Source organism: Amycolatopsis sp. NPDC043885, assembly GCF_056435685.1.
The window spans coordinates 1,655,746-1,669,594 of sequence record NZ_JBWKEA010000001.1; the positions used below are offsets into that span (position 1 = coordinate 1,655,746).

The 13,849-nt window shown below is 70.7% G+C and carries 14 protein-coding genes; 7 read left to right on the forward strand and 7 right to left on the reverse strand.

Features of this window, described 5'->3' with window-relative positions; all coding sequences use genetic code 11:
- Nucleotides 1–83: 83 nt before the first annotated feature.
- Nucleotides 84–2,909 (forward strand): PQQ-dependent sugar dehydrogenase, encoded by a 2,826-nt coding sequence (locus AC069I_RS08325; protein ID WP_478224292.1) that lies wholly within the window; start codon nt 84–86, stop codon nt 2,907–2,909.
- 76 nt (nt 2,910–2,985) lie between these two features.
- On the opposite strand, the gene AC069I_RS08330 is transcribed toward AC069I_RS08325, so the two are convergent.
- The gene (locus AC069I_RS08330; protein WP_478224465.1) at nt 2,986–4,509 is read right to left on the reverse strand and encodes a 3-hydroxyacyl-CoA dehydrogenase; all 1,524 of its coding nucleotides are present in this window, start codon (nt 4,507–4,509) and stop codon (nt 2,986–2,988) included.
- Between the two features lie 169 nt (nt 4,510–4,678).
- Here AC069I_RS08330 and AC069I_RS08335 point away from each other — a divergent pair, with 169 nt between their 5' ends.
- Both AC069I_RS08335 and AC069I_RS08340 read left to right on the forward strand, forming a co-directional pair.
- A complete protein-coding gene (locus tag AC069I_RS08335) occupies nt 4,679–4,873 on the forward strand; it encodes a hypothetical protein (protein WP_478224293.1) in 195 nt (64 codons plus the stop codon).
- A 9-nt stretch (nt 4,874–4,882) separates the two neighbouring features.
- Complete coding sequence (locus tag AC069I_RS08340; RefSeq protein WP_034314557.1) at nt 4,883–5,506, forward strand: TetR/AcrR family transcriptional regulator; 624 nt, start codon at nt 4,883–4,885, stop codon at nt 5,504–5,506.
- On the opposite strand, the gene AC069I_RS08345 is transcribed toward AC069I_RS08340, so the two are convergent.
- Nucleotides 5,490–6,179, reverse strand: coding sequence for a TetR/AcrR family transcriptional regulator (locus AC069I_RS08345; protein WP_478224294.1), 690 nt, complete (start codon nt 6,177–6,179; stop codon nt 5,490–5,492). The two genes, AC069I_RS08340 and AC069I_RS08345, sit on opposite strands and share 17 nt — an antisense overlap.
- Nucleotides 6,180–6,296: 117 nt before the next feature.
- Here AC069I_RS08345 and AC069I_RS08350 point away from each other — a divergent pair, with 117 nt between their 5' ends.
- Nucleotides 6,297–6,746: a nitroreductase family deazaflavin-dependent oxidoreductase gene (locus tag AC069I_RS08350; RefSeq protein WP_478224295.1), complete on the forward strand. Its 450-nt coding sequence runs from the start codon at nt 6,297–6,299 to the stop codon at nt 6,744–6,746.
- Nucleotides 6,747–6,861: 115 nt separating this feature from the next.
- On the opposite strand, the gene AC069I_RS08355 is transcribed toward AC069I_RS08350, so the two are convergent.
- The 3 genes from AC069I_RS08355 to AC069I_RS08365 form a co-directional block, all read right to left on the reverse strand.
- Nucleotides 6,862–7,068, reverse strand: a complete 207-nt coding sequence (locus AC069I_RS08355) for a hypothetical protein (protein WP_478224296.1) — start codon at nt 7,066–7,068, stop codon at nt 6,862–6,864.
- Between the two features lie 67 nt (nt 7,069–7,135).
- Nucleotides 7,136–7,792 carry a response regulator gene (locus tag AC069I_RS08360; RefSeq protein ID WP_478224297.1) on the reverse strand — a complete coding sequence of 219 codons (657 nt, stop codon included), beginning with the start codon at nt 7,790–7,792 and terminating at the stop codon, nt 7,136–7,138.
- Nucleotides 7,789–8,958: a sensor histidine kinase gene (locus tag AC069I_RS08365; protein WP_478224298.1), complete on the reverse strand. Its 1,170-nt coding sequence runs from the start codon at nt 8,956–8,958 to the stop codon at nt 7,789–7,791. Before AC069I_RS08365 ends, AC069I_RS08360 begins: the two co-directional genes overlap by 4 nt.
- 52 nt (nt 8,959–9,010) lie before the next feature.
- Here AC069I_RS08365 and AC069I_RS08370 point away from each other — a divergent pair, with 52 nt between their 5' ends.
- Nucleotides 9,011–10,075 (forward strand): AAA family ATPase, encoded by a 1,065-nt coding sequence (locus tag AC069I_RS08370; protein WP_478265071.1) that lies wholly within the window; start codon nt 9,011–9,013, stop codon nt 10,073–10,075.
- Here AC069I_RS08370 and AC069I_RS08375 read toward each other — a convergent pair.
- Entirely contained in the window at nt 10,069–10,599 is a 531-nt protein-coding gene (locus AC069I_RS08375) for a hypothetical protein (RefSeq protein ID WP_478265072.1), read from the reverse strand. The genes AC069I_RS08370 and AC069I_RS08375 overlap by 7 nt on opposite strands.
- Nucleotides 10,600–10,768: 169 nt before the next feature.
- On the opposite strand from AC069I_RS08375, the gene AC069I_RS08380 reads away from it, so the two are divergent.
- Together AC069I_RS08380 and AC069I_RS08385 are read left to right on the forward strand one after the other, a co-directional pair.
- Nucleotides 10,769–11,518: a response regulator transcription factor gene (locus tag AC069I_RS08380; protein WP_478224301.1), complete on the forward strand. Its 750-nt coding sequence runs from the start codon at nt 10,769–10,771 to the stop codon at nt 11,516–11,518.
- Complete coding sequence (locus tag AC069I_RS08385; RefSeq protein WP_478265073.1) at nt 11,496–12,977, forward strand: sensor histidine kinase; 1,482 nt, start codon at nt 11,496–11,498, stop codon at nt 12,975–12,977. The genes AC069I_RS08380 and AC069I_RS08385 overlap by 23 nt, the downstream gene beginning before the upstream one ends.
- On the opposite strand, the gene AC069I_RS08390 is transcribed toward AC069I_RS08385, so the two are convergent.
- Nucleotides 12,955–13,845: a serine/threonine dehydratase gene (locus AC069I_RS08390; RefSeq protein WP_478265074.1), complete on the reverse strand. Its 891-nt coding sequence runs from the start codon at nt 13,843–13,845 to the stop codon at nt 12,955–12,957. The two genes, AC069I_RS08385 and AC069I_RS08390, sit on opposite strands and share 23 nt — an antisense overlap.
- Nucleotides 13,846–13,849: the final 4 nt, after the last annotated feature.

Here is a 13,849-nt window from a genome sequence, read left to right on the forward strand (position 1 = left end):
AGTTCGGTCAAGCCACTCGAAAGTGTGAAATGCCCACGTGGGCTCCGTCGATGAGACGTTCGACTGGGGAAAGGGGCCCTTGCATGCCTTCGAGATTCCGTGCGCTCTGTCACGCCGTCGTGACGGTGCTGCTGGCGACCTTGCTGGTGCCGTTGACGACCACTTCGGCGTCCGCGGCGCCGCTGTTGCCGTCCGGCTTCGTCCTGCGCGACCAGCAGAGCGGGCAGGCTCCGTACGACCTGACCGACTTCGCCTACCTGCCCGACGGCTCGATCCTGACCACGGGGAAGGCGGGCAAGGTCGCCTGGGTGTCCACCACCGGGCAGATCCGGGAGATCGCGAACCTGACCGACGTCCGGACCTCCGGCGACCTGGGCCTGACCGGTATCGCGATCGCGCCCGACTTCGCCACCTCGCGCAAGATCTACACAGCGCGCGCGGTGAGCCAGGCCGGTGGCGGCTTCCTCCTGCGGGCGTCGAGCTGGACGGTGTCCGGCACCACGGAGCCGACCGGTTTGACCGGCGAGAAGATCCTGATCGAAGGCCCCGGCAACACCGACGTCCACGGCATCACCGGTGTCGTGGCCGCCCCCGACGGCACGGTGTGGGTCTCGACCGGCGACAGCGCCCGCTTCCAGGGCGCGGCGGACCCGTTCGCGTTCAACGTGTACGACGTCGACAAGATCTTCGGCAAGATCTTCCACATCACCACCGACGGCGCCGGTGTGCCGGACAACCCGTACTACCTCGCCGCGAGCCCGACCTCGATGCGCTCCAAGGTGTTCGCCAGCGGTTTCCGCAGCCCGTTCCGGTTCAGCCTCGACGCGACCACCGGTCTGCCGGTGGTCGGCGACGTCGGCTGGGGCACCTGGGAAGAAGTCAACTTCGTCCAGAAGGGCGCGAACCACGGTTGGCCGTGCTTCGAGGGAAACCAGCCGACCGACGGTTTCTCCGCGATGCCGCAGTGCGCTTCGGCCGTGAACACCCCGCCGATGCTGGTGGTCCCGCACGGCCAGGGCCCCGACAACGGCAACAGCGTCACCGGCGGCATCGTCTACAACGGAGAGTCGTACCCGGAGGAATACCGGGGCGCGTACTTCTTCGGCGACTACGCCACCCAGAAGCTGTGGACGGCCAAGTACGACACGCAGGGCCGGGTCGTCCGCCCGCAGGAAACGCCGCCGAAGTTCACCGGTATCGGCGGGCCCGTCAAGTTCCAGGCCGCGGCCAACGGCGACATCGTCTACGCGGACATCTACACCGGCCTGCTGCGACGGCTCAGCTACACCACCGGGAACAAGGCGCCGGTCGCGGTCGCCACTTCCGAGACGAACCCCGAAACCCGCACGGTCTCCTTCGACGGCAGCGGTTCGTACGACTTCGACGGTGACCAGCTGACCTACGCGTGGGACTTCGGCGACGGCACCACCGGTACCGGGGCGAAGGTCAGCCACACCTACGCGGCCGGGACCGAGAAATTCACCGCCAAACTGACCGTGAAGGACGGACTGCAGGCGTCCGGGAGCACGGACGTCGCCGTGGCACCCGGGAACCACTCGCCGAAGCTGACCATGACCGACCCAGGCGGCAGCCTGTTCGCGGTCGGCGAGGAGGTCAAGATCGGCGCGACCGTCACCGACACCGAGGACGGAGACCTCCCGGTCACCTGGACCACGCTGGTCCGGCACTGCCCGGAGAACGCGGTCTGCCACGCGCATCCGGCCGAGAGCGGCACCGGCCCCCAGTTCGCCATGCCGTTCACCGACCACACGGACTCCAACCTGGAGTTCACCGCGTCGGCGACCGACAGCTCCGGAGTCACGGTCTCGAAGACCTACGTCGCGAAGCCTCGGGAACACCGGCTGACCCTGATCGGCAACGTCGCCGCGGCGCTGGGCATCACGCCGGAAGGCGGGGCCGCTTCGGCGATGGTGGTCGAAGGCGCGACCGTGGAGATCCAGGCGGCCGAAGTCGCTTCGGACGGCGCGTCGACCTTCACCGGCTGGTCCACCGGGGCCACCGAGCGGCTGACCAGCATCACCATGGGCGCCGCCGACCAGACGATCACGGCGAACTACATCACCCCGATCGACAAGCGCTACCGCGACGAACCCGCGCTGGCGCAACGACTCGGCGCGCCGACCGCGCCGGAGGCAGTCGACGGCACGGTCCGCTTCCGCACCTACGAGCGCGGACGGCTGTACTGGTCGAAGGACACGGGCGTGCAGCAAATCGAGGGCGAGATCCTGAAGAAGTACCTCGCCGCGGGCGGGCACGCGAAGTTCGGCCCGCCCGCGACCGACGAACGGTCCACTCCGGACGGTGTCGGCCGGTACAACCACTTCCCGGCTTGGCCCGGCATCATCCAGGCGTCGATCTACTACACCGGCGAAACCGGGGCGAACGCGATCTACGGCAGGATCCGGCAGAAGTGGGCCGCGCTCGACTGGGAGCGCGGACCGATGGGCTACCCGGCCACCGACGAGATGGGCACGCCGGACGGCGTCGGCCGCTACAACCACTTCAGCAAGGCCGCGTCCATCTACTGGACGGCGCAGACGGACGTGAAGGCGATCCAGGGACGGATCCGCGCCCGATGGGCCGCGCTCGACTGGGAACGCGGACCGATGGGCTACCCGACCACCGACGAGACAAGCACGCCGGACGGCGTCGGCCGCTACAACCACTTCACCAAGGGTGGTTCCATCTACTGGACGTCGGCGACCGACGCGCACGGTGTGTGGGGTGAGATCCGCAAGCGCTGGGCCTCGCTCGGCTGGGAGCGTTCGTACCTGCGCTACCCGACCACCGACGAGATGGCGGCCACCGGTGGACGGCAGAACAACTTCCAGGGCGGCTACGTGTTCTGGAACTCCTCCACCGGCGCGGTGACCGACCGCCCCTGGTAAGCGGTGATCGCGCGTGAAGGCCCCCTTCCCCTTGGGCTGACCCAAGGGGAAGGGGGCCTTCACGCGCGTAGAGGTCTCAGGGGAGGAGGTCGGCCGGTGAGGTTCCGGTCGAGGTGAGGGGCAGGCCGAGCGCGACGCGTTCGGTGAGCCAGGCGCTCGGCCGGTAGCGCTGGTCGCCGGTGCTCGCGACGAGTCCGCGCAGGACCCGCAGCACGAGATCCGCGCCCGCCTCGTCGCCCCAGGCCAGCGGTCCGCGCGGGTAGCCGAGGCCGAGCCGGACGGCGATGTCGATGTCCTCCGGTGTCGCGAGCCGCTGCCCGGCGATGAAGCAGGCGGTGTTGACGATCGACGCCAGCAACCGCTGCGCGATCGGCGCGGGACCGTCGCGGACCACGGTCACCGGCAGGCCGGTCGCGGCGAGCGCGCCCCATGCGGTGCGGCCGGCGGCCGGGTCGAGCGCGGGGTGGACCGAAAGCGTCAGGCGTTTCCCGTAGCCGCCGAGCGGGTCGACGCCGACGACCCGTTCCGCCGGGAGGCCCGCCGCGCGTGCGGCGTCCACAGTGGACGTACCGATCGGGCTGACGATCAGGACCGTGTCCGGGTAGGCGGAGTGCACGACCTGGATGCCCGCCGACGAGAGCAGCGTGCCGAGCCGTTCGTCGTCGACCCACACCGGAGTGGCCGGGGCTACCGGCGCGGCCGGTTCCGGCTCGACCTGCTGCTGTCCGTCGACATAGGAGTAGAAGCCTTCGCCGTTCTTGCGGCCGAACAGCCCGGCGGCGACGCGCGGACGCGTCAGCCACGACGGCCGCAGCCGCGGTTCGCCGTGGAAACCGCTCCAGATGCTTTCGAGCACGGCGTGCGAGACGTCGAGACCGGTGAGGTCGAGCAGTTCGAACGGGCCGAGTTTCAGGCCGAGCACGTCACGGGCGACGCGGTCCACCTCGGCCGGGCTCGCGATCCCTTCGGCGAGGATCTGCAGCGCTTCGGTGCCCAGCCCGCGACCGGCGTGGTTGACCAGGAAGCCCGGCGCGTCGCGGGCGAGGACGGGTTCGTGTCCCCAGCCGCGGACGAGTTCGGTCACGGCGGGGGGCAGCCAGGCGGCGGTCCGCGCGCCGGGCACGACCTCGACCAGCCGCATCAGCGGGACCGGGTTGAAGAAGTGGAGGCCGAGCAACCGGCCGGGATCGGTCAGCGCGGCCCCGATCTCGGTCACCGAAAGCGAGCTGGTGTTGGTGGCGAACACGGTGTCCGGCCCGCACACGCGTTCCAGCTCGGCGAACAGCGTGCGTTTGATCTCCAGGTCCTCGCGCACCGCCTCGATGACGAGGTCGACGCCCTCGGCGGGGGCCAGCGGGCCCTCGGCCGCGATCAGCCTGCCCCTCGCCGACTCGGCGGCTTCCTCGGTGATCTTGCCCTTCGACGCGAGCTTGCCGAGCATCGCGCCGACGTGCTCGATGGCCTCGCCGACCGCGTCGGGCCGGGCGTCGGCGAGCTCGACCTCGAGCCCCGCCGTCACGGCGAGCTGGACGATGCCCCGGCCCATCACCCCGGTTCCGATGACCCGGATCCTGCCGACCTGCTCCGCCCACTTCTCCACCGCGAGCCGCCTTTCCCTCGAAGTCGTTCCCGGCGTGACGCTAGCCGCCACGCCGATACCTCGCCCGGAAGGGTGATCCGTGCCCTGCTCGGCGTAAGGCCACCGACCGGGCGCGGTCCCCTCCGCGAAAACCGAGTGTTCCGCGCCCCACCCCGAAGGGAAAGCTCCCATGGCCACCGTCCCCGCCGCCACAGCCGTCCGGACCACGCCGTTGCTCCTCGTCGCCGTTCTCTTCGGCGCCGTCGCCGCGTTCCTGGCGAGCCAGGCGTTGTGGTCGCTCACCGCACTGGCCGTCGTGGCCGCCGCCGCCGTCCTCGCGGGCGGGGTGTGGCTGACCGGCCGGAAGGCGGACACCGAACTCTAAGATCGCCATGTGACGGCGAAACGCTTGACGCGGGAAGAAAGCCGCGAGCAGACCAGACAGCGCCTGCTCGCGGCGGCCGCCGAGCTGTTCTCCGAACGAGGGGTCAACGGCACGTCCGTCGAACAGATCGCCGAACGGGCCGGATTCACCCGAGGCGCCTTCTACGGCAACTTCGACGGCAAGCACGAGCTGGTTGTCGAACTGCTGCGCCGCCGGACCCAGCGCGAGGCCGAGGAGGTCGCGGCGCTGCGGGAGGGCGTCGGCTCCTTCGCCGAGATGATGGACCGGTTGCGCGCGTGGAACGTCGAGCGCGCCGAGCACCTCGCCGGCTGGCTGACCCTGCGCACCGAGCTGGCCCTTTACGCGCTGCGGAATCCCGACGCGCGCCCGCTGGTCGGCGAAGGCGAGAAGTCGACAAGGGCGCTGCTGGAGACCTCGGTCCGGACCGAACTCGCGGCGCGGGGCGTGGAACCGCCCGCAGACCCGGCCTTTCTCGCGCTGATCCTGCACGCGCTCGAGGACGGCCTCCTGTTGCAGCGCTTCCTCAGCCCCGAAGGGACCGGGGACGAGGACGTGGTGGACGCCGTCCAGCTGCTGATGAGGTCGTGGACCGCGCTCAGCCGGTCATCTTGATCCCGGTGAACTCGGCCATCTGACGGATCCCGTGCGCGAAGAAGTCGTCCGCGGGGTCCACCGAGCCGACGTACTGGCCGAACAGCTCGAAGTTGATCATCCCGAACAGCTGGGTCCAGGCCATGATCAGCCGGGAAGCCGTCTCCGGGGCCAGGTTGATCTTGAGGATCCCAGTGAGGGCGCCGAGCTGGTGCAGGAGCGCGACGGGCATCTCGCCGACCTCGGTCTCGACGCGGAGGTTCGCGTCACGCAGGACGGCGACCAGTGCGAACGCCACTCGGCCGGCGGGAGCGACGGTGTCCTGCGGGGCTTGGTAGCCGGGGATCGGCGAGCCGTAGATCAGCGCGTACTCGTGCGGGTGCGCCTTCGCCCAGGCGCGGACCGCGTGCCAGATCGACTCCCATCGCTCCAGTGAGGTCTTCTTCGGGTCATCGGCTGCCTCCGCGGCTTCGCCGACGGCGTTGTAGGCGTCGACGATCAGGGCGGTCAGCAGCTCCTCGCGGCTGGAGAAGTACCGGTAGAGCGCCGACGAGACCATGCCCAGCTCCCGCGCCACCGCGCGGAGCGAGAGACCGAGCGCGCCCACTTCGGCGAGCTGGCGGCGGGCTTCGTCCTTGATCTCGCGGGTGAGCTCGGCGCGGGCGCGTTCCCGCGCGGTCTGAGTGGCGGCCATGCTCTCACCATAGAGCATCGCACCTAAACGAGAGCACCGCTCTTGACATGATGCACTGCTCTGGTGTTCACTGCTCTTAACAGAGAGCACTGCTCTCGCCGACTTCGAGGAGACGAGATGGCCACCGCCAGCACGCCCCGCTACCTCAAGCCCGCCAAGGCGACCAGCGCGTTCAACGAATTCGTGCTGAAGCTGACGAGGCTGGGCGTCAGCGTCCTGGGCAGCCGGGTGCTTTCGGTCCGCGGCCGCAAGAGCGGCGAACTGCGCTCGGTGCCGGTCAACCTGCTGAAGCTGGACGGGGAGCGCTACCTGGTCGCGCCGCGCGGTGTCACGCAGTGGGTGCGGAACCTGCGCGTCGCCGGGGAAGGACAGCTCACCGTCGGGCGCCGCACCGAGACGTTCACCTACACCGAACTCGCCGACGCCGAGAAGCCCGAAATCCTGCGCGCGTACCTCAAGCGCTGGAAGTTCGAGGTCGGTGTGTTCTTCGACGGTGTCGACGCGAAGGCGTCCGACGAGAAGCTGCTGGAGATCGCGCCCGGCTACCCGATCTTCAAGCTCACCTGATGCCGCGAGTCACGCCTTCGATCACGCGTGTTCGCCGCCCAAGCACGCGAGTCACGTCTCCAAGCACGTGAGTCACGTTTTCAAACACGCGTGTCACGGCCGGTGAACGCGCGGGCTAGTCGTCAGTGGGTGCCCGGCGCGTGCGGCGGGCGGTGGCGGCCAGCAGCACCACCCCGACCAGGAACGCGATGAGCCCGATCAGGAACCACAGTTTCTGACCGGTCATGAAGCTGCCGGTCAGCACGCCGGCGCCCTGGAGCACCCAGACGCCGCCGACCAGCAGGAAGACCAGCCCGACCGTCAGCGTGACCCAGCGTTTCATGCACAGCTCCCCGCCTCGACGTGCCCTGCGGCGATTCTGGCACCGGGAGCCCTGTCCGGCGAACCGATCACCGTCCGCCGACGAGACCGTTCCGGTAGGCGTAGACGACGGCGTGCACCCTGTCCCGCAGCCCGAGCTTCGCCAGGATCCGGGAGACGTGGGTCTTCACCGTCTCTTCGCCCACGTGCAGATGCGCGGCGATCTCCGCGTTGCTGGAGGCGTCGGCGACGAGGAGGAGGACTTCACGTTCGCGGGAAGTGAGCCGTTCCAGTTCCGCCGGTTCGGCGGCCGCGGGTTCGATGCTGGTGGCGAAGGTCGAGACCAGCCGCCGGGTCACCGTCGGGTCGATCAGCGCGTCGCCGCGCGCGGCCACCCGCATGGCGGAGACGAGCTCTTCGGGGGCGAGGCTCTTCAGCAGGAACCCGCTCGCACCGGCCCGAAGCGCGCGATAGACGTACTCGTCGGAGTCGTAGGTCGTCAGCACGAGGACGCGGGTGTCGTTCCCCGGCGCGGACATGATCGCCTCGGTCGCGGCCAGACCGTCCAATTTGGGCATCCGGACGTCGAGCACGGCGACGTCCGGGCGCAGCTCGGCCGCGTGGGCGACGGCCTCGCGTCCGTCGGCGGCCTCGCCGACGCATTCGAAGTCCGCCTGGGTGTCCAGCACCGCGCGCATCCCGGACCGGAACATCGCGTGGTCGTCGGCGAGCAGAACCCGGATCACTGTGCCTCCAAAGGAAAACCGACGCGGACCCGCCAGCTCCTGCCGTCGTCGAGCGGGCCGCACTCCGCCTGTCCGCCGAACAACGCGACCCGCTGCCGGATCCCGGCGAGCCCGCGTTTCGTCGACTCGGCCGCCGCGTTCGCGTGGCCGATCTCGTTCGTGATCGTGAGGATCACCTCCGTCTGCCGGTAGGCGAGGTCGATCTCGACGATCCCGCCGGAGCCGTGCCGGAGCGCGTTCGTCAGCGCCTCCTGCGCGATGCGGTACAACGCGATGTCCACCGAACCCGGGAGCTCCCTCGGCCCGCCGTGGCTCGTCAGCCGCGCCGGCAGCCCGGCGGTGCGGAGGTTGTCGAGCAGCTCGTCGAGGTTGTCCAGCCCCGGTTGCCGTTGCGCGTCACCGTTCTCCTTGCCGTGCAACAGATCCAGCAGACGCCGCAGATCGGCCATCGCGGCCCGGCTCGACGATTCGACCGCCGAGAGCGAACGCCGGACGGCAGGTCCGCCCTCCGGCAGCCCGAGCCGCGCGGCGCCCGCGTGCACGCCGATCGCGCTGACATGGTGGGAGATCACGTCGTGCAGGTCGCGGGCGATCGTCGTGCGTTCCTCGGCGACGGCACGGCGGACCGCTTCGGCTTCGTGCTGTCGCCGTTGTTCCTCCACGCGCTGGAGATCGGCGATGTACGCGCGCCGCGCGGTCGTGTAGCGGCCGACCATCCACGGCAGCAGGCCGCTCACACCGACTTCGATGAGCAGGAGCCGCCAGTCCCGGTCGTCCCGGTCGGCCGGGATGAGGTTGCAGGCGACGAGCCCGGCGAGCATCACCGCCAGCGCGGCCAGCGCCGGTTTGGCCGAAAGCCAAGCGCCCGCGCGGTAACCCGCGATCAGCACGCCCGCGTTGGTGGCCTGCAGGTAGCGGTCGTACGGGTACAGCAGGAGCGGTGCGGCGGTGAGCAGCACGCCGTGCGCGGCCGAAACCCAGCCGGAATACCGTGAAGGCCCGGCGAGCGCGACGTTCGCGAGGATTCCGCCCAGCAGCACCACCCACGCCTGCCAGCCGAGCGAGAGCGGCGGTCCGGCGATGAGGAACAGGCCGGCGTCGGCGACCAGGCAGACGGCCGCGACCGCCCAGGCCTGTCTCGCCAGCGAACCACTGATGTCCCGCACGCGCTCAACTCTGCCCTATTTCGCTGGACAGGGGTTCCTAAGATCGAAAGCCATGGGGACCGCGAAGACGCCCGTGCTCTGGACGACAGGCGCGCCAGGTGCCGGGAAATCCACCACGGCCTGGGGTTTGTACCGCCGGGTCGTGGAAGCCGGCGGCAACGTCGCGTACGTCGACATCGACCAGCTCGGGCTGATCGGCCCGCCGCCCGGCGGCGGGGACGCCGCGCACGCGATCAAGGCGGCCAACCTGCTGCGGGTACTGGAAATCCTGCGCGCGCGGGGTGCCGCGCAACTCGTCGTGTCCGGTGTGGTGGATCCGGCGAAGCCGTACATCGAGAGCCGCGACCTCGACCTCACGCTCGTCCGCCTGACGTGTGATCGCGACGAACTCCGGAGCCGGTTCCTCGGGCGTGGCTCACCCGCCGCGGCCTTGCCCGACCTCTTCGCGGTGGCGGACGCCTACGACCGCGCCGGTTTCGGCGAGGAGCTGGACACGACCGGGCAACGACCCGAGGACACCGTGGAAGCGCTGTTCCACCGCTGCGTCGTGGACGCCGGGAGTGTTCGGCCGCCGGACCCCGGACAGCCGCAGCCCGGACCGGTGACCGTGGTGACCGGCCCGACGGCGGTCGGCAAGTCGACGGCCGCGTTCAGCGCGCTGCGGGACCTGTGGGGGCGCGACCTGCCCGTCGCGTACGTCGATCTCGCCCAATTCGGGTTCGCGCACCCCGGCCCGGATCCGGCGCTGGAGGCGGCACACCTGTCGGCGGTCTGGCGCGGCTATCGCGACGCCGGGGCGAAGCGGTTGATCGTCGTGGCCCGGGAATTCCGCCCGGAGCACCGGCGGGTCTTCGACGCGGTCACCGTCGTCCACCTCGACGCGGACGAACCGGCGCTCACCGAGCGAGTCCGGCGCCGGGCCGAAGGCGAGTCCGCGTTGCTGGCAGGCGACGAGCTACGCGGCGCGCCACCCGGCGTACGGGACCGGGTGGCCGCGCGCGCGGTCGCCGAGGCGGCCCGGATGCGGCGCTCCGGCGGCGATCGCGTCGTCCTCGACACCTCCGGACAGGAACCCGCCGAAACGGCCGCCGCGTTGCTCGCCGTCGTGGCTCAGTAGCGCCGCTGGCCGGGCGGCCCGCCGCGCTGGTTCTGCGCGGGCTTGCCGATGCTCGTCACCGTCGCGGTGTCGCCGGTGACCTTGGCGTTCACCGTCACCGTCTCGCCGGTCTTGGGATCACCGGTCTTCTTCGTCGACGCGTCGATCGTGTAGACCTGTTTGTAGCCGTCCTTGCTGGTCAGGCTGACGGACGTCGCGCTGATCTCGGTGATCTCGCCGGTCTGCATCCGTTCGGTGCTGTAGCCGCCCTTGCCGTCGGAGACGACGAAGTCGCCGTGCAGCGCGTCGCGCGGCATGCCGCCGCCAGGGCCCATGAGCACCCGGCCGCCGTCGGGGCCGCCCATCATCCCGCCCTGGACGGCGCCGTTCGCGGCGGTTCCGGCCCAGATCGCGGCTCCGCCGCCGACGGCGATCACCACCGCCACCCCGGCCGCGATCGCGGTCTTGCGGCCCGACCAGGTCTTCTTGTGCTCGCCTTCCGGGGCGGGCGCGCCCCAATCGGCGGGTTGGGTCGGTTCGGTCATCTGGTCGCCTCCGTGTGGTCGGTTGCGGCCATGCTCGGCGCCGTCGCTGTGCGGGAGCTGTGCCATCGGTGGGCACGCGCTGTGATTCCGCCCCGGCAGGGTGATCGTTCACAGGAAACGCACAGGCGGCACACAGAGAAGCCTCATCGCCGCCGCCCAGGATGGCAGCATGACCAGTGTGAACGTCCCATCGTCCGGTTCCGCGAAGGCCGGCCTGCGCCGTGCCGACGGCAGCCCCGTGCGGGTGCTGGTCGTCGACGACGAGGCGACCCTGTCCGAACTCGTGTCGATGGCGCTCCGCATGGAGGGCTGGGACATCCGCACCGCCGCCGACGGCACCGAGGCCGTCCGCGTCGCGCGGGAGTTCCGGCCGGACGCGGTGGTGCTGGACGTCATGCTGCCGGATATGAGCGGCCTGGAAGTGTTGCGGCGCCTGCGTTCCGAGGTGCCGAACCTGCCGGTGCTGTTCCTGACCGCGAAGGACGCGGTGGAGGACCGGATCGCCGGGCTCACCGCGGGCGGCGACGACTACGTCACCAAACCGTTCAGCCTGGAGGAGGTCGCGTTGCGGCTGCGCGCGCTGCTCCGGCGCGCGGGCGGCGTCGCCGGGCCGCGCGGATCGATGTTGGTCGTCGGGGACCTGACCCTGGATGAGGACAGCCGCGAAGTGCACCGCGGCGGCGACCTGGTGCCGCTGACCGCGACCGAGTTCGAACTGCTGCGTTATCTCATGCGCAATCCCAAGCGCGTGCTGTCCAAGGCGCAGATCCTCGACCGCGTCTGGAGCTACGACTTCGGCGGCCAGGCCAATATCGTCGAGCTGTACATTTCCTACCTCCGCAAGAAGATCGACGCCGACAGGGAACCGATGATCCACACGATGCGCGGCGCCGGGTATGTCCTCAAACCCGCGGGGTAGGCGGCCCTGGTCCCTGCGGCGGCGGCTGATCGCGCAGGTCGCGGGGCTGCTCGCGCTCGTCTGCCTGGTGGTGGGCGTGGTGACCGAACTGGCGCTGCGGGACTTCCTGATCGACCAGCTCGACGCGCGGATCGCCGAGACCAGCGAACGCGCCAGCCGTCCGCCGCCGCCGGGGCGCCCTGGCGGGGAACGGGTGCCGGAAGGCTTGCGCGCGTACGGCCAGAGCACCGGTTCGTTGTTCGTGAACATCCTCCCGGACGGGCGGGTGGTCGCGGCGGTGCTGCGGTCCAGCTACGACGCGAAGGTCGCCGACCCGTTCCCCCACGACCCGATCGGCCCGGCCCAGCTCTCGGCCCTGTTGCGGTCGACGCCCACCGACAAGCCCACCGACGTGGACCTCGGATCACTCGGGGAGTACCGCGTGGTGGCCAAGCCGTCGTCCAACGGCGGTGTCGCGATCACCGGACTGCCCACAAAGGACGTCACGGACACCTTGTGGAACCTGGGTTTCATCTTCGGCGGGGTCGCCGTCGGCGGCATCCTGCTGGCGGGCGCGCTCGGCGCGGTGACCGTGCGGCGCACCATGAAACCCCTCGATCGACTGGCCGCCACCGCGACCAGGGTCGCCGAGCTCCCGCTCGACCGCGGCGAGGTCGCCCTGTCCGAGCGAGTGTCCGAAGTGGACACCGATCCGCGGACCGAGGTCGGGAAGGTCGGCTTCGCGCTCAATCGCATGCTCGGCCACATCTCGAACGCGCTTTCCGCCCGCCAGGCCAGTGAAAGCCGGGTGCGCCGGTTCGTCGCGGACGCCAGCCACGAACTCCGGACGCCGCTCGCGGCCATCCGCGGCTACGCGGAACTCACCCGGCGCTCCGGCTCCGAGGTGCCGCCGGACATCGCGTTCGCGATGGGCCGGGTCGAGTCGGAGTCGACCAGGATGACCGGCCTGGTCGAGGATCTGCTGCTGCTGGCCAGGCTCGACTCCGGTCGTCCGGTGGTGCACCAGCCGGTCGATCTCTCCCGGCTGGTCGCGGACGCCGTCGCCGACGCGCACGTCGCCGGGCCGGAGCACAAATGGCTGCTGGAGGTCCCGCCGGAGCCGATCATCGTCCTCGGCGACGCGGATCAGCTGCACCAGGTGGTGATCAACCTGCTCGGCAACGCGCGTACGCACACCCCGGCGGGGACAGAGGTCGCCACCGCTTTGTCCATAGTGGACTCGACGGTGACACTGTCCATTGTCGACGGTGGACCGGGGATCCCGCCGGAGATCCTCCCGGAGGTCTTCGAACGTTTCGCCCGCGGCGACGACTCGCGATCGCGGGCCGCCGGCAGCACGGGTCTGGGCCTCGCCATCGTCGCGGCCGTCGTCGCCGCGCACGGCGGGCAGGTCGGGGTCGCCAGCCGTCCGGGGCGGACGGAGTTCCGGGTCGTGCTCAGGGCGTCCAGTCACTGTTAGCACCGCACAGGACGACGCAGGGCAGCTCGCCCTCGGTCCGCCCCGCCAGCCACGCGGCGAACGGGACCGCGGCCGCCGGTTCGACGGCGAGGCGGAACTCGTCCCACAGCCGGTCCCGCGCGGCGAGCAGTTCCGCGTCGCTGACCAGCACGGACGTCACCCGCTCGCGGAGCACGGTGAACGGGACGCTCCCGATCCTGGTCGCGCCCAGCGCGGACGCGGCCACCGAGTCGATCTCCACGTCCACGGGCTCGCCCGCCTCCAACGCCGCGCTGAGCGCACGGCATCGCTCCGGCTCGACGGCGAACGTCGGCACCCCGGCCAGCGACGTCCCCGCGACCAGCCCGCCACCGCCGACCGCGACCAGGAACGCGTCGACGTCCGGGGCGTCCTGGACCGCTTCGGCCGCCACGGTGCCCTGACCGGCGACGACGGCGGGATCGTCGTACGCGTGCAGGTACCGCGTACCCGGCTCTGAGGCGGCTTCGAGCGCCTTCGCGGCCGCCTCCGCGTACGTCGCTCCGTGACGGATCAGCTTGGCGCCCGTCGCCTCGATCCGAGCCGTCTTCGCCTGCGGAGCCGACTCCGGCACGTACACCGTCGCAGGCAGATTCAGCCGCGAAGCCGCCGTCGCCACGCCCAGTCCGTGGTTGCCGCCGGAAGCCGTCAGCACGCGCTCCGGCAACGGCCCGCTCACCAGCGCGTTCACCGCGCCCCGCAGTTTGAACGATCCGCTTCGCTGCAGATGCTCCAGCTTGAGGATCAGCGGCCGCCCGTCGACCTCGGCGCGCAGCAGCGGCGTGTGTCGCACGAACGGGTGGACGGCCTCGGCGGCCTTGCGGACATCTGCCCAGGTCGGAGTGCTCATACCC

Coding starts and splice junctions, on each gene's coding strand:
- AC069I_RS08325 (WP_478224292.1), top strand. CDS start 84: ATGCCTTCGAGATTCCGTGCGCTCTGTCACGCCGTCGTGACGGTGCTG.
- AC069I_RS08375 (WP_478265072.1), bottom strand. CDS start 10,599: ATGACCGAACCGACCCAACCCGCCGATTGGGGCGCGCCCGCCCCGGAA.
- AC069I_RS08350 (WP_478224295.1), top strand. CDS start 6,297: ATGGCCACCGCCAGCACGCCCCGCTACCTCAAGCCCGCCAAGGCGACC.
- AC069I_RS08335 (WP_478224293.1), top strand. CDS start 4,679: ATGGCCACCGTCCCCGCCGCCACAGCCGTCCGGACCACGCCGTTGCTC.
- AC069I_RS08370 (WP_478265071.1), top strand. CDS start 9,011: ATGGGGACCGCGAAGACGCCCGTGCTCTGGACGACAGGCGCGCCAGGT.
- AC069I_RS08385 (WP_478265073.1), top strand. CDS start 11,496: ATGTCCTCAAACCCGCGGGGTAGGCGGCCCTGGTCCCTGCGGCGGCGG.
- AC069I_RS08355 (WP_478224296.1), bottom strand. CDS start 7,068: ATGAAACGCTGGGTCACGCTGACGGTCGGGCTGGTCTTCCTGCTGGTC.
- AC069I_RS08390 (WP_478265074.1), bottom strand. CDS start 13,845: ATGAGCACTCCGACCTGGGCAGATGTCCGCAAGGCCGCCGAGGCCGTC.
- AC069I_RS08380 (WP_478224301.1), top strand. CDS start 10,769: ATGACCAGTGTGAACGTCCCATCGTCCGGTTCCGCGAAGGCCGGCCTG.
- AC069I_RS08345 (WP_478224294.1), bottom strand. CDS start 6,179: ATGGCCGCCACTCAGACCGCGCGGGAACGCGCCCGCGCCGAGCTCACC.